The organism is Kitasatospora sp. NBC_01560 (assembly GCF_045208415.1).
In the GTDB taxonomy this organism is placed as follows: Bacteria; Actinomycetota; Actinomycetes; order Streptomycetales; family Streptomycetaceae; genus Kitasatospora.
Genome location: NZ_CP109364.1, coordinates 1,968,785 through 1,988,664, shown reverse-complemented (window position 1 = coordinate 1,988,664; position 19,880 = coordinate 1,968,785). Strand labels below are relative to the sequence as shown.

15 protein-coding genes and 1 riboswitch are annotated in these 19,880 nt (G+C 72.8%); of the genes, 11 read left to right on the top strand and 4 right to left on the bottom strand.

All coding sequences use genetic code 11. From position 1 onward, the window contains the following. The first annotated feature begins 114 nt into the window (after positions 1 to 114). The 10 genes from OH807_RS08180 (at position 115) to OH807_RS08135 (ending at position 11,724) form a co-directional block, all read left to right on the top strand. The gene (locus OH807_RS08180) at positions 115 to 2,610 is read left to right on the top strand and encodes a sugar phosphate nucleotidyltransferase (protein ID WP_406195745.1); all 2,496 of its coding nucleotides are present in this window, start codon (positions 115 to 117) and stop codon (positions 2,608 to 2,610) included. A 366-nt stretch (positions 2,611 to 2,976) separates the two neighbouring features. After that, a complete protein-coding gene (locus OH807_RS08175; RefSeq protein WP_406195743.1) occupies positions 2,977 to 4,041 on the top strand; it encodes a DUF881 domain-containing protein in 1,065 nt (354 codons plus the stop codon). Next, entirely contained in the window at positions 4,038 to 4,370 is a 333-nt protein-coding gene (locus OH807_RS08170; RefSeq protein ID WP_030062488.1) for a small basic family protein, read from the top strand. The genes OH807_RS08175 and OH807_RS08170 overlap by 4 nt, the downstream gene beginning before the upstream one ends. A gap of 121 nt (positions 4,371 to 4,491) precedes the next feature. Then, on the top strand, positions 4,492 to 5,724 hold the full coding sequence (locus OH807_RS08165) for a DUF881 domain-containing protein (RefSeq protein WP_406195741.1): 1,233 nt from the start codon (positions 4,492 to 4,494) through the stop codon (positions 5,722 to 5,724). 214 nt (positions 5,725 to 5,938) lie between these two features. Next, entirely contained in the window at positions 5,939 to 6,823 is an 885-nt protein-coding gene (locus OH807_RS08160) for an FHA domain-containing protein (RefSeq protein WP_406195739.1), read from the top strand. Positions 6,824 to 7,005: 182 nt separating this feature from the next. Further along, a complete protein-coding gene (locus tag OH807_RS08155) occupies positions 7,006 to 7,698 on the top strand; it encodes a MerR family transcriptional regulator (protein ID WP_406210791.1) in 693 nt (230 codons plus the stop codon). 74 nt (positions 7,699 to 7,772) lie between these two features. Further along, positions 7,773 to 8,249, top strand: coding sequence for a bifunctional nuclease family protein (locus tag OH807_RS08150; RefSeq protein ID WP_329490873.1), 477 nt, complete (start codon positions 7,773 to 7,775; stop codon positions 8,247 to 8,249). 270 nt (positions 8,250 to 8,519) lie between these two features. Further along, positions 8,520 to 9,164: a MerR family transcriptional regulator gene (locus tag OH807_RS08145; protein ID WP_406195737.1), complete on the top strand. Its 645-nt coding sequence runs from the start codon at positions 8,520 to 8,522 to the stop codon at positions 9,162 to 9,164. 189 nt (positions 9,165 to 9,353) lie between these two features. Further along, positions 9,354 to 10,085 (top strand): vancomycin high temperature exclusion protein, encoded by a 732-nt coding sequence (locus tag OH807_RS08140; protein WP_406195735.1) that lies wholly within the window; start codon positions 9,354 to 9,356, stop codon positions 10,083 to 10,085. Positions 10,086 to 10,212: 127 nt separating this feature from the next. After that, positions 10,213 to 11,724, top strand: a complete 1,512-nt coding sequence (locus OH807_RS08135) for a DNA polymerase IV (protein WP_406195733.1) — start codon at positions 10,213 to 10,215, stop codon at positions 11,722 to 11,724. Positions 11,725 to 11,933: 209 nt separating this feature from the next. Here the strand turns inward: OH807_RS08135 and OH807_RS08130 are convergent, their stop codons facing one another. Together OH807_RS08130 and OH807_RS08125 are read right to left on the bottom strand one after the other, a co-directional pair. Beyond that, positions 11,934 to 13,424, bottom strand: a complete 1,491-nt coding sequence (locus OH807_RS08130; protein WP_406195731.1) for an MFS transporter — start codon at positions 13,422 to 13,424, stop codon at positions 11,934 to 11,936. Between the two features lie 213 nt (positions 13,425 to 13,637). Continuing rightward, positions 13,638 to 15,011, bottom strand: a complete 1,374-nt coding sequence (locus tag OH807_RS08125) for a PRC and DUF2382 domain-containing protein (protein WP_406195729.1) — start codon at positions 15,009 to 15,011, stop codon at positions 13,638 to 13,640. 223 nt (positions 15,012 to 15,234) lie between these two features. Further along, positions 15,235 to 15,338: riboswitch (glycine riboswitch) on the top strand. 240 nt (positions 15,339 to 15,578) lie between these two features. Here OH807_RS08125 and gcvP point away from each other — a divergent pair. After that, positions 15,579 to 18,479, top strand: coding sequence for an aminomethyl-transferring glycine dehydrogenase (gene gcvP, locus OH807_RS08120; RefSeq protein ID WP_406195726.1), 2,901 nt, complete (start codon positions 15,579 to 15,581; stop codon positions 18,477 to 18,479). A gap of 151 nt (positions 18,480 to 18,630) precedes the next feature. Here the strand turns inward: gcvP and OH807_RS08115 are convergent, their stop codons facing one another. Together OH807_RS08115 and OH807_RS08110 are read right to left on the bottom strand one after the other, a co-directional pair. Beyond that, on the bottom strand, positions 18,631 to 18,822 hold the full coding sequence (locus tag OH807_RS08115; protein WP_360185144.1) for a DUF5999 family protein: 192 nt from the start codon (positions 18,820 to 18,822) through the stop codon (positions 18,631 to 18,633). 363 nt (positions 18,823 to 19,185) lie between these two features. Then, the gene (locus OH807_RS08110; RefSeq protein ID WP_406195724.1) at positions 19,186 to 19,758 is read right to left on the bottom strand and encodes a hypothetical protein; all 573 of its coding nucleotides are present in this window, start codon (positions 19,756 to 19,758) and stop codon (positions 19,186 to 19,188) included. Positions 19,759 to 19,880 lie beyond the last annotated feature (122 nt).

Below are 19,880 nucleotides of genomic sequence, written 5' to 3'. Positions count from 1 at the left end.
TGAGAGAAGTCCCACGGCGACACGGTGCGTCGGACGATATCTTCCGGGTAGAGAACCTCTGGAACGGTTTGATGGACCTGCAGGTCCACCACCGCGAAGGAGGACGCACCCGTAATGAAAGCCGTTGTAATGGCAGGGGGCGAAGGCACTCGTCTCCGCCCGATGACCTCCAGCATGCCGAAGCCACTGCTTCCCGTGGCCAATCGGCCGATCATGGAGCACGTGCTGCGGTTGCTGAAGCGGCACGGCCTCTCCGACACAGTCGTGACCGTGCAGTTCCTGGCCTCGTTGGTCAAGAACTACTTCGGTGACGGCGAAGAGTTGGGTATGCATCTGACATATGCCAACGAGGAGACGCCACTCGGCACTGCGGGGAGTGTCAAGAACGCCGAGGACGCGCTCAAGGGTGACTCCTTTCTGGTGATCTCCGGTGACGCGCTGACCGACTTCGACCTCACAGAATTGATCGAGTTTCACCGCAGTAAGAACGCACTGGTGACGGTCTGTCTCACCCGGGTACCGAATCCACTGGAGTTCGGTATCACGATCACCGATGACGAAGGGCGGGTCGAGCGCTTCCTGGAGAAGCCGACCTGGGGGCAGGTGTTCTCCGACACGGTGAACACCGGCATCTACGTGATGGAGCCCGAAGTCTTCGACTACGTGGCGGCGGGGGAGTCCGTCGACTGGTCGAGCGACGTGTTCCCGCAGCTGCTCAAGGAGGGCAAGCGGGTCTACGGGTACGTGGCCGAGGGCTACTGGGAGGACGTCGGCACCCACGAGAGCTACGGCAAGGCCCAGGCGGACGTCCTGGAGGGGAAGGTCGACGTCGAGCTCGACGGCTTCGAGATCTCCCCCGGCGTCTGGGTGGCCGAAGGAGCCGAGGTGGACCCGGAGGCGGTGCTCCGCGGGCCGCTGTACATCGGGGACTACGCCAAGGTCGAGGCCGGCGTGGAGATCCGCGAGCACACCGTGCTCGGCAGCAACGTCGTCGTGAAACGCGGCGCCTTCCTGCACAAGGCCGTGATCCACGACAACGTGTACATCGGACCGCAGAGCAATCTGCGGGGCTGCGTGGTCGGAAAGAACACCGATGTGATGCGGGCCGCGCGGATCGAGGACGGCGCGGTGATCGGGGACGAATGCCTGATCGGCGAGGAGTCGATCATCGGGGCGAACGTCCGGGTCTACCCGTTCAAGACCATCGAGGCCGGCGCCGTGGTGAACACCTCGGTGATCTGGGAGTCGCGCGGGCAGGAGCACCTGTTCGGCCTGCGCGGCGTCTCGGGCATCCTCAACGTCGAGATCACGCCGGAGCTGGCCGTTCGGCTGGCGGGCGCGTACGCGACCACGCTGAAGAAGGGCGCCACCGTCACCATCGCACGTGATCACTCGCGGGGTGCGCGTGCGCTCAAGCGGGCGATGATCTCGGGGCTGCAGACGAGCGCGATCGACGTCCGCGACCTGGAGAACGTGCCGATGCCGGTGGCCCGGCAGCACACCGCCCGGGGGAGCGCCGGCGGGATCTTCCTGCGGACGACGCCCGGTGTGCCGGACTCGCTGGACATCCTGTTCTTCGACGAGCGCGGCGCCGACCTCTCGCAGGCCGGCCAGCGCAAGCTGGACCGCGTCTACGCGCGCCAGGAGTACCGGCGGGCGTTCCCCGGCGAGATCGGGGACCTCACCTTCCCGTCCAGCGTCTTCGACTCGTACGCGGGCAACCTGCTGCGGACCATCGACACCACCGGGGTCCGCGAGGCCGGGCTCAAGGTGGTCGTGGACACCGCGCACGGCAGCGCGGGGCTCGTCCTGCCGAGCATCCTCGGCCGGCTCGGCGTGGAGGCGCTCACCGTCTCCAGCGGGTTGGACGAGGCCCGGCCGACCGAGGACGCCGAGGAGCGCCGCAAGGGCCTGGCCCGGCTCGGCGAGCTGGTGGCGTCCTCCCGGGCGGCCTTCGGCGTCCGCTTCGACCCGGTGGGCGAGCGGGTGGCCTTCGTGGACGAGCTCGGGCGGGTGATCGACGACGACCGGGCGCTGCTCGTCCTGCTGGACCTGGTCGCGGCCGAGCGGCGGAGCGGGCAGGTGGCGCTCCCGGTGACCACCACGCGGATCGCGGAGCAGGTGGCGGCGTACCACGGCACCCAGGTCATCTGGACGACGACCACGCCGGACGACCTGGCCAAGGCGGCCGCCGCCGAGGGCACGGTGTTCGGCGGGGACGGGCGCGGCGGCTTCGTCGTCCCGGAGTTCAGCGGCGTCCTGGACGGGGCGGCGGCGTTCGTCCGGCTGGTCGGGCTGGTGGCCCGGACCCAGCTCACGCTGAGCCAGATCGACGCGCGCATCCCCCAGGCGCACATCCGGCGGCGGGACATCGCGACGCCCTGGGCGGCCAAGGGAATGGTCATGCGCTCGGTGGTCGAGGCGGCCGGTACCCGGCGGCTGGACACCACGGACGGGGTCCGGGTCGTCGAGGCCGACGGGCGCTGGACGCTCGTCCTGCCGGATCCGGCCGAGGCCGTGACCCATCTCTGGGCGGAGGGCCCGGACGACGAGGCGACCGAGGCGCTGCTGGACGAGTGGGCGGCGGTGGTCGACGGCGCCGGGAGGTGACCGCAGGCCGGCGGCCACCGCTCGGTGGCCGCCGGTCGCCGGCCAGGAGCGTGTGAGGACCGGAGCGCTTGAGGACCGGGGCGGGTGAGGACCGGCGCGGGTGGCGCCATCTGCCACCCGCCCCGGCCGTGCACCCGCCTTGTCGCCCGCCCCGGCCGTGCGGAGGCCCCGGTACGTCGTGCGGAGGCCCCGCCGGGGCAGGACATGACCGATTTGTGACCCTTGCGTACGATCCGTCGCTTCTGGTGAGTGTGCAGGTCAGGGGGTGTGCGCGGGCCCCTCCGCCGACGTGGGACGATGGTCCGCATGCCAGCGACGCCGACGCCGAGTGCCAGGAACGGACGGTACAACCGTCCGGATGCCTCGATGTCCCTGCTGACCAGCGTGATGGATCACGGCCTGGACGAGGGGTACGCCGAGGCGGCCGCGGCCCGGGGCGGCGATCGCGACAGCCGGATACCCGGCACGGCCCGGGGCCTGCTGACACTGGGTGTCGGGCTGGCCCTGGTGGGGGCGGTGGTGACGGTCGGGGCGGTGAACGCACACAAGGCGGAGCCGACGCTGGCCAAGGAGCGCGACGCACTGATCCACCGGATCAATGACAGTAACGGCTCGGCGGAGCGCCTCCAGCAGCAGGTGCAGGAGCTGCGGCGGAAGGTCGACAGCACGCAGCAGCAGGCACTCCCCTCGGGGGACGGGGATCCGGCCGCGCTGGCCGGCTCGGTGGGCCTCGCCGAGGTCACCGGCCCCGGCGTCAAGCTGGTCCTGGAGGACGCGTCCGGCACCGGCGCCGGCGGAAACGTCGACCCGCGGGCCGGGCAGGGCTTCTCGAACAGCGGCCGGTTGCGGGACCGCGACCTCCAGCTGGTGGTGAACGGGCTCTGGGAGTCCGGCGCGGAAGCCGTCTCCATCAACGGGCAGCGGCTCACGGCGCTCTCGGCGATCCGCGCCGCGGGGGAGGCGGTCCTGGTGGACAACCGGCCGCTCGTCCCGCCCTACAACGTCCAGGCGCTGGGGGACGGGCCCAAGCTGGTCGGTGCCTTCGAGAGCAACATGGCGGGCCAGTACCTGCGCCTGTTGCAGGAGAAGTACGGCATCAAGTCGACGATCTCCGCACAGAAGAAGCTGACGCTGCCCGCCGCGGTGGGCGTCACCCTGCGGACCGCCCAGCCCGTCACGCCGGAGCCCTCGCCGACCGCGAGCCCGTCCGCCGTGCCGACGACGAGTCCGTCGGCGTCCGCCCCGGGATCCACGCCGTCCGCCGCAGGCGCGGGGAGCCCCTCCGCGAGCCTGTCGCCGTCGGCCGCGCCGAGCCCGCAGAGCTCGGGGAAGCGCACACCGAGCGGTTCCGCCAAGACCACGACAGCCCATACCCCCACGGCGGCCACGAGCGGGTCGTCGTCCGCAGGGACAGGAGCAGCTAGACCGTGATTGCCGTACTGGGTCTCGTGATCGGGGTGGTCGTCGGACTCTTCGTCCAGCCCGAGGTGCCGGACGCCGTTGTGCCCTACCTCCCGATCGCGGTGGTGGCGGCGCTCGACGCCGTGTTCGGCGGCGTCCGGGCGATGCTGGACGGGATCTTCAACGACAAGGTGTTCATCGTCTCCTTCCTCTCCAACGTGGTGGTGGCGGCGCTGATCGTCTTCCTCGGTGACCAGCTGGGCGTCGGCTCGCAGCTCTCCACCGGCGTGGTCGTCGTCCTCGGCATCCGCATCTTCTCCAACGCCGCAGCGATCAGGCGCCATGTCTTCCGCGCCTGAGCACGGCCGCGGGCCGGCGGACGAGAAGCAGGCGGACGGACGGGCAGGAGAAGGCGTGCGCGAGGGCAGTCCGGTGGGGCACGAGGCGTCGCCCGGGAAGCCGGCGGGGCCGGTCGGCCCGGTGGAGCGGTCGGAGTCGGAGCCGGACGCCCGGCCCGGCACGACGGCCGAGGCGGCGGAGACGGAGCCGGCGGGCGGCGACGCCACGGTGCCCGGGCAGTCGGCCGCGCCGGTGGCCGCGTCCGAGCCGGATCCTGAGCCCGAGCCCGAGCCCGAGTCGGAGCCCGAGCCCGAGCCGGTGTCGGAGGCCGTGGTGGAGCCCGCGGAGTCGACCGGGCCGGAGCCCGAGCCCGTAGCCGCCGAGCCCGTGGTGGACGTGTCGGTGGCGGATGTGCCCGCGGCCGCGAAGCTCACGAAGCCTGCGCAGTCCGCGAAGCCGGAGCAGGAAGGGCCCGCAGCGACCGAGGCGGAGCAGCGCGAGGCTGACGTGACCCGCGTCGGCGAGCCGACGGCCGCGCCTGCCGAACACGACCCCGAACACGACCCCGAGGCCGTACCGGCCGAACCGGCACGCGCCGAAGCTGCCGAGCCCGAGGCCGAAGAGCCGTCCCGGCCCGCCACCGACCGCGGCGAGGGCCGGCGCCGCCTGCAGGCCGCGCTCTGGCCGCCGCGGCTCTCGCGCGGTCAGCTGGTGGTGGCGGTGCTGCTCTTCTCGCTCGGCCTGGCCCTCGCGATCCAGGTCCGCTCGACCAACGACCACCACAGCCAGCTGCGTGGCGCGCGCCAGGAGGATCTTGTCCGGATTCTCGACGAACTGGACGGCCGTCAGCAGCGTCTCCAGCAGGAGAAGGCGGAGCTTGAGCAGTCCCTGGCCAAGTTGGAGAACAGTTCCAACCAGGCCAAGGAGGCCCAGGAACAGACCAGGAAGAAGGTGACGGAGCTCGGTGTCCTCGCGGGAACCGTCAAAGCCACTGGTCCGGGCATCGTACTCACGGTCGATGATCCCCAAGGGCAGGTGAAGGCGGATATGCTGCTGGACACCCTGCAGGAACTCCGAGCGGCGGGGGCGGAGGCGATTCAGATCAACGATGTGCGCGTGGTGGTCAACACCTACTTCACGGACGTGTCCGGCGGCGGTGTGCAGATCGACGGCAAGAAGGTCTCGCAGCCCTACCGCTTCACCGTCGTGGGGAACCCGCAGGACCTCACACCCGCGCTGAACATCCCGGGAGGTGTCGTCCGCACGCTGGAGAGCCATCAGGCGCGCGCGACCATCACCCAGCAGCAGAAGGTGGTCGTCGACGCCCTCGTCGAGCCGAAGACACCGCAGTACGCCAAGCCGGCTCCGAAGTGACGGCGCACCGGCCGAACGGCCCGTCACCTGCGCGCGGCCCCCGGTGCGGGGTGCCGTCGTTCCGTGGGCGAGACTGGTCGGCACCGGCAGACGCCGGAGCACCACACGTAGGAGTACCACTTCAGCCGGCCCGATCAATGACCGGGCCCGAAGCCTGTCCGAGGTTCTCACCCTGCCCCGCGGGCGGGTCTGTCACACGCAAGGGGATTCGCCCGTGAGTTTCTTCTCGAAGTTGTTCGGTCGCAACAAGGGCCGTGACGCGGCTGCCGTCGAGGCACCCACCGCGCGTCACCGCCGCGCCGACGAAGAGCCCGCCGTGCCGGGCATGCGTCCCGCCCCCGAGGGGGTGGAGTACGCCGACCGCCCCCTGTTCCGTGAGGGCGCGGACCAGCAGTTCGCGGCGAATCCGGCGGGCTACGGCGCGTCGGTCGACCCCTCCGGCGACCCGCGCATAGGTTTCCAGTCAGGACCCTCAACCTCGGGTGGAGGGTTTGCCCCGGACCCGTACGCCGGGCACAACCCGTCGGGTGTGCCGCGCCAGGAGGCTGTGAACATGGCTGGCCCCATTCCGTGCCCCAGGTGCGGTAACCAGAACCCGGCCGCGGCCCGCTTCTGTTCCAACTGCGGCACGGCGCTGCGCGGCGGAATGCTGCCCGAGGGTCCGGCGGAGACCACGTCGACCATCTCGATCTCCGGCCTGGAGTCGTACGACCCCAACACCACGACCGGGACCGGCGCCACGCCGGCGCTCTCGGCCGAGGTGCTGGCGGCGATCGACGCGCTGCCGGCCGGCTCGGCCCTGCTGATCGTCCAGCGCGGTCCGAACTCCGGCAGCCGGTTCCTGTTGGACTCGGACAAGACGACGGCCGGCCGTCACCCGCAGGGCGACATCTTCCTGGACGACGTCACCGTCTCGCGCAAGCACGTGGAGTTCCGCCGGACGCCCGGCGGCGGCTTCACCGTCGCGGACGTGGGCAGCCTGAACGGCACCTACGTCAACCGGGAGCGGATCGACGAGGTGCCGCTGAACAACGGCGACGAGGTCCAGATCGGGAAGTACCGGCTGGTCTTCTTCGCCAGCCACCACCGGGGGTACTGAAACCAACGTCGGCAGGAGCCCGAGTGAGTGCGAACACCCCTTCATCTCTCGGGGCGGCCAACCCCGCGCCCTCCGGTCCGGACCAGGACCGGGGCGCGCGGGGGGTGGTCGCGGCCCCCAGGCAGCCGGTCCGTCCGGACCGGCCCGCCGGGGGCGGCCGACGGCGCGGCGGTGAAGAGCTGCTGAGCATCGGCGCGGTGCTGACCTTCCTGCGGGACGACTTCCCCGAGGTCACCATCTCCAAGATCAGGTTCCTGGAGGCCGAGGGCCTGGTCGAGCCGCAGCGCACACCCTCCGGGTACCGCAAGTTCAGCCCGGCCGACGTCGAGCGGCTGGCCTACGTGCTGCGGATGCAGCGCGACCACTACCTGCCGCTGCGGGTGATCCGCGAGCACCTGGACGCGATCGAGCGCGGGGAGAGTCCGCCCGCGCTGCCCCCCGCCGACGCCCGGCCCGGGCCGCTGGAGGAGGCGGACCGCGAGCTGGTGGCGGGCGCCGAGGCCTCGACCGGGGTCCGGCTGGGCCGCGCCGAGCTGCTGGCCGCCGCCGAGGCGGGCGAGCGCGAGCTGGCCGAGTGGGAGGCGTACGGGCTGGTGCTGCCCGGTCCGGACGGCGGTTACGACGGCGAGGCGCTGCAGGTCGCGCGGCTGGTGGCGGAGCTGGGCCGGTACGGGCTGGAACCGCGCCACCTGCGGGCCATGAAGGCCGCCGCCGAACGCGAGATCGCGCTCGTCGACCAGGTGGTGGCGCCGCTGAGACGGCACCGGAACCCGCAGACCAGGGCGCACGCCGAGGCCACCGCGCGGGAGCTGGCGACCCTCTCGGTGCGCCTGCACGCGGCCATGGTCCAGGCGGGTCTGCGGACCCGGTCCTGACCGGCCGACCCCGCTGACCAGCGCCGTCGGCCCTGCGCTTTCATATCCGCGTCAAGGGCCATAGGGTTGCGTGTGTGAATGAGCTCGACGTCGTGGGTGTCCGGGTGGAGATGCCTTCCAACCAGCCGATCGTGCTGCTCCGGGAGGTCGGGGGCGACCGGTACCTGCCGATCTGGATCGGCCCCGGCGAGGCGACCGCGATCGCCTTCGCCCAGCAGGGCATGACTCCGGTGCGCCCGCTGACGCACGACCTCTTCAAGGATGTCCTGGAGGCGCTCGGCCAGCAGCTCACCGAGGTGCGGATCACCGACCTGCGGGAGGGCGTGTTCTACGCCGAACTGGTCTTCACCGGCGGGGTCGAGGTGAGCGCCCGGCCTTCCGACGCGATAGCGCTGGCGCTGCGGACCGGGACGCCGATCTACGGGAGCGAGGAGGTGCTCGCCGAGGCGGGCATCGCCATCCCGGACGAGCAGGAGGACGAGGTCGAGAAGTTCCGCGAGTTCCTCGACCAGGTCTCGCCGGAGGACTTCGGGGGCGGCACGCCGCAGTAGCCGCCCGGCCGCCGGGCCGCGTGCCGTACCGGGGGCCCGGGGCCGTGGGGCACCGGCTCGCGCCGTATACGTGCGGCCGTTTTGCCAAAGAGCGTCCACCTACCCACACTAGGGGCACGAAAAACCACTCTCCTGAGTGACGTGGTTTCTCCCGTCCGGCGTGGCGATCGTTGACGGGTCATAGGGGACTGCCTACCGTCAGGAGTGGCTGCCCGGGTGTCTGTCGCCCGCAGTCCGGGTTGCCCGCAGCAGAAGTGGACGGAGGTAGGCATGACCGGTACCGGCGATGACGCGGCCGCGGGAGGCCTGTGTGCCGTGCACCTGCCCCGCGCCGCCCGCAGCGTGACCGAACTGCCCCGGATGAGCCGGTTCCCGGCCGTACAGCCGGGCCAGCCCGCGATCGAGCGGCTCGCGCCGACCTCGGAGCTGATCGGCTTCCGCGGGCCGACGGCCTGCGCCGCGGCCGGCATCACCTACCGCCAACTGGACTACTGGGCCCGGACGGGGCTGCTCGAACCGAGCGTCCGCTCCGTCTACCCGGCGAGCAGCCAGCGGCTCTACAGCTTCCGCGACATCCTGCTGCTGAAGATCGTCAAGCGGCTGCTGGACGCCGGCGTCTCGCTGCAGAACATCCGGGTCGCCGTCTCCCACCTGCAGTCGCCCGAGGTGGCCGACCTGGCCGGGCTGACGCTGATGTGCGACGGCGCCACGGTCTACGAGTGCACCACGCCGCAGCAGGTGGTCGACCTGCTGAAGGGCGGTCAGGGTGTCTTCGGCATCGCGGTCGGCGCGGTCTGGCGGGAGCTGGAGCTGACCCTCGGCCGGTTGCACGCCGAGCGGACCGACACCGGCGAGACGGTGATCGGGCACGACCCGGGCGACGAACTGGCGCAGCGCCGCAACCGCGCGGTCTGAGGCCGCCGCAGATGCGGGCCGGAGCCGGGGACCGACGCAGCCGCGGGAATTGACGGGACGAACGACGAGGCACGACGAGGCCGCGGGCCCGGACGGGGAACCGTCCGGGCCCGCGGCCTCGTCGTGCCTCGTGAGGGTGATCAGGCCCGGTGACATCCGGCCCCGTGGTCCGGGACGAAGGGGGAGTACGTGCGGTTCGGTTCCGGCATACCTGGTCTGCTCCAGCGGCGGGCACGGCGGCTCGGCGTGCGGTTGCGGCAGCGGCGCACCCAGCGCCGGATCTTCCAGCTCGTCACCGCGGGCTGCGTGCTCGCGCTGGCACCGAGCGGGTGGCTGTGGATCTCGGCGGGCGACCGGGTGGGCACCGTGGCGAGCGCGCCGAAGGCCCCGGTGGCCGTGGTGTTCGGCGCGGGCCTCTACGAGGGCAGGCCGTCGCCGTACCTGGCGCACCGTCTGGACGCGGCCGTCGACCTGTACCGGGAGCAGAAGGTGCAGGCGATCCTCGTCACCGGTGACAACGGGCGGGACAGCTACGACGAGACCGATGCGATGCGGCAGTACCTGATCGAGCACGGGGTGCCGCAGGTGCGGGTGGTGGGCGACTACGCCGGATTCGACACCTGGGACTCCTGCACCAGGGCGCACCGGATCTTCGGCGTCGACCGGGCCGTGCTGGTCAGCCAGGACTTCCACGTCCGGCGGGCGCTGGCGCTCTGCGAGGCGGCCGGCATCGACTCCTACGCGGTCGGGGTGCCGGAGGTGCACGACGAGACCTGGCTGTACGGCGGGCTGCGGGAGATCCCGGGAGCGGGCAAGGCGGCGCTGAACGCCTGGCTGCGGCCGGATCCGCTGTTCCTCGGGCCGGCGGAACAGGGCATCTTGCGGGCGCTGTCGGACGCGGCGCCGGTGGCGCAGCGGTAGTCCGACGGCGCGGCCGTGGTCCGACGGCGCGGCGGTAGTCCGGGGCGCGCTGCGGCCCGGACCGGGGGCCGACCGGGCGGCGGCCCGGTTCGGCCGGACTGTCGGACCCGTGCGGCATGATCGGCAGGTGCGGTCACTGCCGAGCATCATCCACCTCGACATGGACGCCTTCTTCGCCGCGGTGGAGCAGGCGGCCAAGCCGAGCCTGCGCGGGAAGCCCGTCATCGTCGGGGGTCTGGGCGGGCGCGGCGTGGTCTCCACGGCCTCGTACGAGGCGCGGAAGTTCGGTGTGCACTCGGCGATGCCGATGGCCCAGGCCCGCCGGCTCTGCCCGAACGCGGCCTTTCTGTCGGGGCGCTTCGAGGCCTACCGGCAGGTGAGCGAGATGGTGATGGGCCTGCTGCGCGAGCTGTCGCCGCTGGTGCAGCCGCTCAGCCTGGACGAGGCCTTCGTCGACCTGGAGGCCGGTCCGTACGGCCCGGCGCTGGCGGGGGCGGACCATGCGACGGGCGAGCAACTGGTGCTGGCCCTGGCGGAGGACCTCCGGGCCGACATCCGGCGGCGCAGCGGGCTGACCGCCTCGGTCGGGGCGGCGGGCTCCAAGCTGATGGCCAAGATCGCCTCCGAGCAGGCCAAGCCGGACGGCCTGGTGCTGATCGAGCCCGGCCAGGAGCGCGCGGTGCTCGGGCCGATGTCGGTGCGGGCGCTGCCCGGTATCGGGCCGGCCACCGAACAGGCGCTGCGCCGGGCCGGGTTGACCACGGTGGCCGAACTCGCGGAGGCGGGGGAGGCGGAGCTGGTGCAGCTGCTCGGCAGGGCGCACGGCGCCGGTGTGTACGCGATGTCCACAGGGCTGGACGACCGGCCGGTCGTCGCCGACCAGGACGCCAAGTCCGTCTCGGTGGAGGACACCTACGAGGTGGACCTCGCCGACCGCGACCGGGTGCTGCGCGAGGTGGATGTGCTGGCCGCGCGGTGCGTGCGCCGGCTGCGGGCGGCCGGTCGTTCGGGGCGGACGGTGGTGCTGAAGGTCCGGCGGTTCGACTTCTCCACGCTCACCCGCTCGGAGACGCTGCGCGGCCCGACCGACGACGAGGCGGTGATCACCGAGACGGCCCGCCGGCTGGCGGCTCAGGTGGACATCACCGGCGGGGTCCGGCTGCTCGGCGTCGGGGTGTCCCAGCTGGCCGACTACACCCAGGAGGACCTCTTCGCGCAGGCGGTCCGCGACGAGGCCGACGAGCACGAGCCGGCCGGGAGCGAGGAGGAGGCGGCGGCGGAGCCGGCCGGGCCCGCGGTGCCGCACTGGATGCCCGGGCAGGACGTGCGGCATGCCGGGCTCGGCCCCGGGTGGGTGCAGGGCAGTGGTGTGGGGCGGGTGACGGTGCGGTTCGAGACGCCGTGGAGCGGGCCGGGCCGGGTGCGCACCTTCGCGGTGGACGATCCGGAGCTGGAACCGGCGCGTCCGCTGCCGCTGCGCGGGAGCGAGGGCGCTGGGGAGGGCGGCGGGGAGGGCGGCCACGACGGGGGTGCCGACGACCGCGGCCCCGGGAGCGAGGGCGGTGGCGGTGGCGCGGACGGGAATGGCGGCAGGGCCGCCGACGGGGGCACCGACGGCGGGGCGGTGGACGGCAGGTAGGTCGGGGGCGGGGCGGTCGGGGGCGGCGGGGCCGGGGGAGGGCCTGCCGGGCCCGGGCCCGGGCCCGGAACGCACGAAGCGGCCCCGCCCGGAGGGGTACCGGGTGGGGCCGCATGCAGTGTCCGGGCCTCGGACGGTCGCGATGCCCTCGTCGACCGTTCGGGGACCGGACCCCGCGCCCTGTCCCTGGGCGCGGGGTGGACGCCTCGTCAGGCGTCGGTCTTGACCAGCTTGTCGCTGGAGTCCAGGTCCGCGACCGCGTTGCCGGCGGCGACGGTGGTCGCGGGCTTGATGGTGCGGATCAGGAAGGGCACGGCGCCGGCGATCGCGCAGACCACCGCGGCGGTCCAGAACGCGTGCTTGTAGGCGTCCAGGGTGGGCAGCGCGATCGGGATCGGCAGCTTCATGGTGTCGCCGGTCAGGATCGCGGCCATCACGGCGGTGCCGATCGCACCACCGACGGTGCGCAGCACGGCGTTCATGCCGTTGGCGATGCCGCTCTGCTCGACCGGGACGGCGCCGTTGATGTAGGCGGGCATCGCCGAGAAGGCGAGGCCGATGCCGAGGCCGAAGATCGCCGAGGCGGTGTAGATGTCGGCCTCGTGGCTGTGCCGCACGGCCAGGTAGACCATCGCGACGGCGCCGAGCACGCCACCGAGGACCAGCGGCAGCCGGGGGCCGCGGCGGGCGATCAGCAGGGCGCCGAGCGGGGCGGCGACCATCGAGCCGAGGGCGGAGGGCAGCAGCATGACGCCGGCGTGCAGCACGGTGGCGGTGAAGCCGTAGTGGGCGAACTTCTCCGGGGTCTGGGCGAAGTTGCTGATCACCATGAACGAGCCGTACATGCCGAAGCCGATCAGCAGGCCGGCCAGGTTGGTGAAGGCGACGGCCGGGCGGGACATCATCTTCATGTCCACCAGCGGGTGCTTGACCTTGACCTCGATGATGCCCCAGACGAGGGCGACCACGGCGGCGACGGCGAACAGGCCGAGCGTCTTGGTGGAGGTCCAGCCCCAGGTGTTGCCCTGGCTGACGGCGACCAGCAGGGCGGAGAGCCAGCCGGCCAGGGTGAGCGCGCCGAGCGGGTCGGCGCCGCCCTCCTTGTCGGTGACCGGGTCGGTGGGCACCCGCAGGGCGACCAGGGCGACCGCGATCAGGCCGAAGACCAGGCCCATCCAGAAGATGGACTTGTAGCTCCAGTGCTCCAGCAGCAGGCCGGTGGCGACCAGGCCGAGGCCGCTGCCGACGCCCATCGAGGCGCTGATGGCGGCGACGCCGCCGGTCACCTTCTGCTTGGGCAGCTCGTCGCGGACGATGCTGATCGCCAGCGGCAGCACGCCACCGCCGGCGCCCTGCAGGACGCGGGCGACGACCAGCCAGGTGAAGGAGTGGGTGCTGACCGCGAGCGCCGAACCGGCGACCAGGCCGGTCAGCGAGATCAGCAGCATCGGCTTGCGGCCGCGCAGGTCGCCGAAGCGGCCCAGCAGGGGGGTGAGCACTGCGGCGGAGAGCAGGTTGGCCGTCATCAGCCAGGTGATGCTGGAGCCGGAGACGCCGAGCTCCTTGGCCAGCGAGGGCAGGATCGGGACGACCGCGGTCTGCACCACGCTGAACGACAGCATCGCCAGGATGAGGGCCGGCAGGACCCGGGCGCTGCTCGGCTTCTCGGCCGCGGTGGTGGGCTGTGGTGCCTCACTCACGGTTTGCTTCCTCCCGTACATAGTGAATGAACTGAAGTAACCATGCCGGGAGATACTTCAGTGTGTCAAATATCGATCGGTGAAGCTTTGGCAAAGTCGAAGGATCTTGCCGCACGGAGCCGTACGGAGCCGCCCCCGGCCGCCCCGCGGGCCGTGCCGGAAGGCCGAAGGACCCCGAGCCGTGGCGGCCCGGGGTCCTTCGGTGAGCGTCGGTCAGGCGAGCGGCCGCAGCGGCGCCGGCCGGGCCGGCTCGTCGGCGACCGAGTGGCTCGGGGTGTGGCCCGGGGTATGGGCGGTCGCCGAGGCCGAGGCCGAGGCCGAGGCCGGAGCCGGTGCGGAGCCGGACGCGGGCGCCGAGGCCGGGGCGGGGGTGGGGACGGGGGCCGAGGTCGCGGCGGTGTTGTCGTGCACCTCGACGTGCTCGCGGCGCAGCTCGTCCCGGATCACCTCCTCGGCGGTGTAGCGCTCGACGACCAGGCGCACCCGCTCGATCGGTGCCAGGTACTTGCGCACCACCGGGCGCTCCTCGCGCAGCGTGACCTCCTCCACCGCCTCGGCGATCTCCTTGTCGCTGAGCGAGGCCCGCTCGGCCTCGCCGACCGGCATCCGCTCCACCCGGACCCGCTCGCGGACCACCGGGACACGGCGCTCCACCGCCTCGCTGGTCACGTACTTGCGCAGCTTCGCGGTGCCCAGGACGTGCCACTCGGTGGTGATGTCCAGCCGCTCCTCGCGGCAGGTGATCTCCACCGGGCCGCTGGGCGCGGAGGAGGCCGGGCCGGCTGCGACCGGGCCGGTCGCGGGGGTGGTGGCGGCCGCGGCGACGCCGTGCTGGGAGGTGCCGTTCGCGGCGGGGGTGGCGGCCGGTGCGGCCTGCGGGCGCTGCTCCGGGGTGACGGGTGCCGCGGGGGCGGCGGCGGGCGCGGTGGTGCTGAGGGTCCGCACGTTGGCCTCCGTGGCGGTGTCGTTCGGCCTGCCGGTGCCGGCGGCCGGGGTGGTGTGGGAGACGGGTGTAGGGGCGGGGGCAGGGGCAGGGGGCGTGGCGTCGGCCGGGTGGAAGGCCAGTGGCTTGGTGCCGGCCGCTGCGGCCGGGGGATCGGCGGGCTTCGCCTCGGCCGCGTTGCCGGCCATCGCGGTGGCCGCGGCCGCCGCTGCTGCCGCCGCTGCTGCCGGCGCCGCTGCCGCTGCCGCGGGGGCTGCTGCCGGGACGGAGCCGAAGTCCAGGTCGGCCGGCTGCGAACCGGAGCCGTCCCCCGAGGACGGTCGCCCGTCGAACGGGGTGTCCAGCCCGTAGTAGCGGTACAGCTGTAGCTCCTGCGCGGGCGACAGGTGCTGGCCCACGCCGAAGTCCGGCGATTCCTTCACCAGCGACTTGTCGTACGGCACCCGCAGCTCGTCGCCGGAGAACTCGCTCGTGGTCAGGGGGACGAAGGCGTCCCGGCCGAAGATGCCGGTCCGGACGGCGGCCCACTCGGGCTGCCCGGTGGCGTCGTCCAGGTACACCTCGTCGACCGTGCCGATCTTGTCTCCGTTGCGGTCGACCGCCTTGTGGCCGATGAGGTCCCGGGGGTCGATATCGGTCTGCACTCTTTCCTCCAGTGCGCTGCGCCTGCGGAACTCCCGCAGGCAGGCGGTCGGCCCGCCCGTCCCGTCCGCCACTTCACACCAAATGCCATGAACCGGACGCCCGCGACCGGGGCGGGGCCGGACGGGCACCGCGCTGCGCCGTACGGGTCACGGCCGACCTGCCGGAGTGACCGGGCGCACCCGTGATCGAAGGCCCTCCCGCTGGTACCCTGGGCGCGACCGCCGAGCCCGCTCGGGAGAGTCCCCGACAGCGAAAGTCACTGGTCGGGGCGCCGAAGGAGCAACTCCTCCCCGGAATCTCTCAGGCATCCGTACCGTGTGGGATAGGTCACTCTGGAAAGCAGGGCAGGACCGCCGGCGAGGGAGCCGGTGGCCACCACCCTCACCGACGGTGCAAGCCGGCGGTGCGCCCACAGCGCACCGCGCGGGCGAAGCTCTCAGGTCCCGATGACAGAGGGGGAGGCCTGTCGGGTCCGCCCGCCCAGGCCGGTCCGCTGTTGTCGACAGCGGCTGGGCCGCCCGGCGTGCGTACCCCCGCCGGTCCGTGACCAGGAGGCCTCGACCACCATGAACGCCCAGTCGAACGCGGGACGCCCCAGCGGCAACCCGACCCTCACCGAGCTTGAGCTGGCCAGCCCCTTCGAGAACCGCCACATCGGCCCCGACGCCGCCGCGCAGGACAAGATGCTGGCGCACATCGGCTACGGCTCGCTGGACGAGCTCGCCGCCACCGCGGTGCCCGAGGCGATCCGCTCCATCACCGGCCTCGACCTCCCCGGCGGCCGCAGCGAGGCGCAGGTGCTGGCCGAGCTGCGCGAGCTGGCCGGCCGCAACCAGGTGCTCCAGCCGATGATCGGCCTGGGCTACTACGGCACCTTCACCCCGCCGGTGATCCTGCGCAACGTCCTGGAGAACCCGGCCTGGTACACGGCCTACACGCCGTACCAGCCGGAGATCTCGCAGGGCCGCCTGGAGGCGCTCCTCAACTTCCAGACCCTGGTCTCCGACCTGACCGGCCTGCCCACCTCCGGCTCCTCGCTGCTCGACGAGAGCACCGCGGCCGCCGAGGCGATGGCCCTGGCCCGCCGGGTGACCAAGGTCAAGGGCGGTGTCTTCCTGGTCGACGCCGAGACCCTGCCGCAGACCGTCGCGGTGATCAACACCCGCGCGGTCCCGACCGGTGTCGAGGTCGTCGTCGCCGACCTCTCCGACGGCATCCCGGCCGAGATCGCCGAGCGCGGCGTCTTCGGTGTGCTGCTCCAGTACCCGGGCGCCACCGGTGTGGTCCGCGACCTCACCGCCGTCATCGAGGAGGCCCACGGCCTCGGCGCGATCGTCGCCGTCGCCGCCGACCTGCTGGCGCTGACCCTGCTGAAGTCCCCGGGCTCGCTCGGCGCCGACATCGCCTGCGGCACCTCGCAGCGCTTCGGCGTTCCGATGGGCTTCGGCGGCCCGCACGCCGGCTACCTCTCCGTCCGCGCCGAGTACGCCCGCTCGCTGCCCGGCCGCCTGGTCGGCGTCTCCGTCGACGCCGACGGCAACCGCGCCTACCGCCTGGCGCTGCAGACCCGCGAGCAGCACATCCGCCGCGAGAAGGCCACCAGCAACATCTGCACCGCCCAGGTGCTGCTGGCCGTGATGGCGTCGATGTACGCCGTCTACCACGGCCCGGACGGCCTGGCCGACATCGCCCGCCGCACCCACCGCTACGCCGCCGCCCTCGCCGAGGGCCTGCGCGCCGGCGGCGTGGAGCTGCTGCACGGCGAGTTCTTCGACACCGTCACCGCGGTCGTCCCCGGCCGCGCCGCCGCGATCGCCGAGGCCGCCCGCGCCCACGGCATCAACGTCTTCCAGGACGGCGAGGACCGGATCTCGGTCTCCACCGACGAGACCACCACCCGTGAGCACCTGGCCGGCGTCTGGGCCGCGTTCGGCGTCGAGGGCGTCGAGGTCGCCGAGAGCGCCGACGCGCTGCCGGCCGCGCTGCTGCGCGAGGACGAGTACCTGACCCACCCGGTCTTCCACAGCCACCGCTCGGAGACCGCCATGCTGCGCTACCTGCGCCGCCTGTCGGACCGCGACTACGCGCTGGACCGCGGCATGATCCCGCTGGGCTCCTGCACCATGAAGCTCAACGCGACCACCGAGATGGAGCCGGTGACCTGGCCGGAGTTCGGCCAGCTGCACCCGTTCGCGCCGATCGACCAGGCGCAGGGCTTCCTCACCCTGATCCGTGAGCTGGAGCGCCAGCTGGTCGAGGTGACCGGCTACGACGCCGTCTCGATCCAGCCGAACGCCGGCTCGCAGGGCGAGCTGGCCGGTCTGCTGGCGGTCCGCGCCTACCACCACGCCAACGGCGACACCCAGCGCGATGTCTGCCTGATCCCGTCCTCCGCGCACGGCACCAACGCGGCCTCCGCCGTGATGGCCGGCATGCGGGTGGTCGTGGTGAAGACCCTGGTCGACGGCGACGTGGACGTGGCCGACCTCAAGGCCAAGATCGCGCAGCACCGCGACCAGCTCTCGGTGCTGATGGTCACCTACCCGTCCACCCACGGCGTGTACGAGACCGAGATCACCGACATCTGCGCGGCCGTGCACGAGGCCGGCGGCCAGGTGTACGTGGACGGTGCCAACCTGAACGCCCTGGTCGGCCTCGCCAAGCCGGGCAAGTTCGGCGCGGACGTCTCGCACCTGAACCTGCACAAGACCTTCTGCATCCCGCACGGCGGCGGCGGCCCGGGCGTCGGCCCGGTCGCGGTGCGCGCGCACCTCGCGCCGTACCTGCCGAACCACCCGCTGCAGGCCGAGGCGGGCCCGGCCACCGGCGTCGGCCCGATCTCGGCCGCGCCGTGGGGCTCGGCCGCGATCCTGCCGATCTCCTGGGCGTACGTCCGGCTGATGGGCGGCGAGGGCCTCAAGCGCGCCACCCAGGTGGCGGTGCTGAACGCCAACTACATCGCCAAGCGCCTGGCCCCGCACTTCCCGGTGCTCTACACCGGCCCCGGCGGCCTGGTCGCGCACGAGTGCATCATCGACCTGCGCCCGCTGACCAAGGACACGGGCGTGTCGGTGGACGACATCGCCAAGCGCCTGATCGACTACGGGTTCCACGCGCCGACGATGTCGTTCCCGGTGGCCGGCACCCTGATGATCGAGCCGACCGAGTCCGAGGACCTGCACGAGATCGACCGCTTCTGCGACGCGATGATCGAGATCCGCGCCGAGATCGACAAGGTCGGCTCGGGCGAGTGGGAGGCCGAGGACAACCCGCTGCGCAACGCCCCGCACACCGCCGCCACGCTGGCCGGCGACTGGGCGCACGGCTACTCGCGGCAGGAGGCGGTCTTCCCCGCGGGCGTGAACCCGTCGGACAAGTACTGGCCGCCGGTCAGCCGGATCGACGGCGCGTACGGCGACCGCAACCTGGTCTGCTCCTGCCCGCCGCTGGACGAGTACGGCGTCTGACGTACGGCTGCGCGCCCGGCCGGCCCACCGGCCCGGGGGAGCAGCGGAGAGCACAGGGCAGGGCCCCGGCGGAATCCTCCGCCGGGGCCCTGCCCGTACGTGTGTGTCCGGTGGTGCCCGGTGCCGACGGCTGCCCCCCGCCGGCCGCCGGTCAGGCCGCGTGGGCGACGGGGCGGCGCGGGGCGATCACCCGGCCGTCGGGCAGCAGTTCGCCGGTGTCCTCGAAGAGCAGGACGCCGTTGCAGAGCAGGCTCCAGCCCTGCTCCGGGTGGCAGGCCACCGGTTCGGCGGCCTCGCGGTCCTCGGACTCGGCCGACGGGCACTCAGGACGGTGCTGGCACATACGTACCCTCGCTTCGCTCTGCGATCCTCCCCGTGATGCGGCGCCGTTCGGATGACCCTCGGGAGCCGCCGCGGTAGTCGGATCCTGTCCGGCGCCGGGCCAGGTGTAGACCAGCGCTCAAGTGGGTAGGACAGGGGGTCCTTCCACGCTGGTTCCCAGTGTCGGCATCCTGGGGCGCTCGCGCAGCGATTTCGTGACATGCGCCACAACCTACGGGCAGAGATCACCCGTTCAGGTGGCAAGGGCGGCAGAACGCGCCCGGACGGGCCATCGGACGGCTGACCCGTTTCGGCCATGCCCGATGGCCCGTCCGGGTGGGGCGGGCGTTTCGGTGGTGACGGCGGAGCCCGGTGGGCGCGGAGTTCAGGAGGAGCCGAGCAGCAGTGGGCGGGCCAGCGGCGCCCGGGCCAGTACCGGCAGCAGGTCGACGGCCGGGTAGGCGCGGTGCGCGGTGACCCCGAGCGGGGCCGGCGCGAGCGGGATCAGCTGGTCCGCGCCGGGGCCGGCGTCCGGGGTGTGCAGCCACAGCGCCGTGGCGTACTGGCCCGGGAAGGTGAGCAGCCGGGGCTGCTGCCGGGAGCGCGAGGTCTGGGCGAGCTGCCAGGCCTGGCGCAGCGCCCGGACGGTGGAGTCCAGGTAGGGCCCGGCGGTGAAGTGGGAGAAGGCGTGGCCCTCGACGCCCTGCACCACCTCGGCCGCGGCGGCCACCTCGGTACCGTCCTTGATCAGGAAGCGCCAGCCCGTCCGCCGGGCGGCGGTGAGTTCGGGGCGCGGCCCGTCGAGGACGTGGACCGCGAGCGGGTGTGCGGGGAGCAGCGGTCCGGCCCGGTGGCGCAGCGCTGCGGCGCCGGGCTGGCGCAGCGCGTCCTCCGAGTCGAGCGCGGTGAGCACCGCGCGCAGGGCACTGGGCGGGGGCTGGGGGGTCTGCAGAGTCATGGCGGGGTCGCCTCTCCGTGCGAGATCGGCGTGCGAGTGCGGCATACCGGCATGGCGCGGTGTGTCGTCGGTGACGTGACCTGGCCGTGTCCGGTTGTGCAGGATCGCGGTGCGGGTGCGGT

Coding starts and splice junctions, on each gene's coding strand:
- OH807_RS08175 (WP_406195743.1), top strand. CDS start 2,977: ATGTCCCTGCTGACCAGCGTGATGGATCACGGCCTGGACGAGGGGTAC.
- OH807_RS08180 (WP_406195745.1), top strand. CDS start 115: ATGAAAGCCGTTGTAATGGCAGGGGGCGAAGGCACTCGTCTCCGCCCG.
- OH807_RS08145 (WP_406195737.1), top strand. CDS start 8,520: ATGACCGGTACCGGCGATGACGCGGCCGCGGGAGGCCTGTGTGCCGTG.
- gcvP (WP_406195726.1), top strand. CDS start 15,579: ATGAACGCCCAGTCGAACGCGGGACGCCCCAGCGGCAACCCGACCCTC.
- OH807_RS08115 (WP_360185144.1), bottom strand. CDS start 18,822: ATGTGCCAGCACCGTCCTGAGTGCCCGTCGGCCGAGTCCGAGGACCGC.
- OH807_RS08110 (WP_406195724.1), bottom strand. CDS start 19,758: ATGACTCTGCAGACCCCCCAGCCCCCGCCCAGTGCCCTGCGCGCGGTG.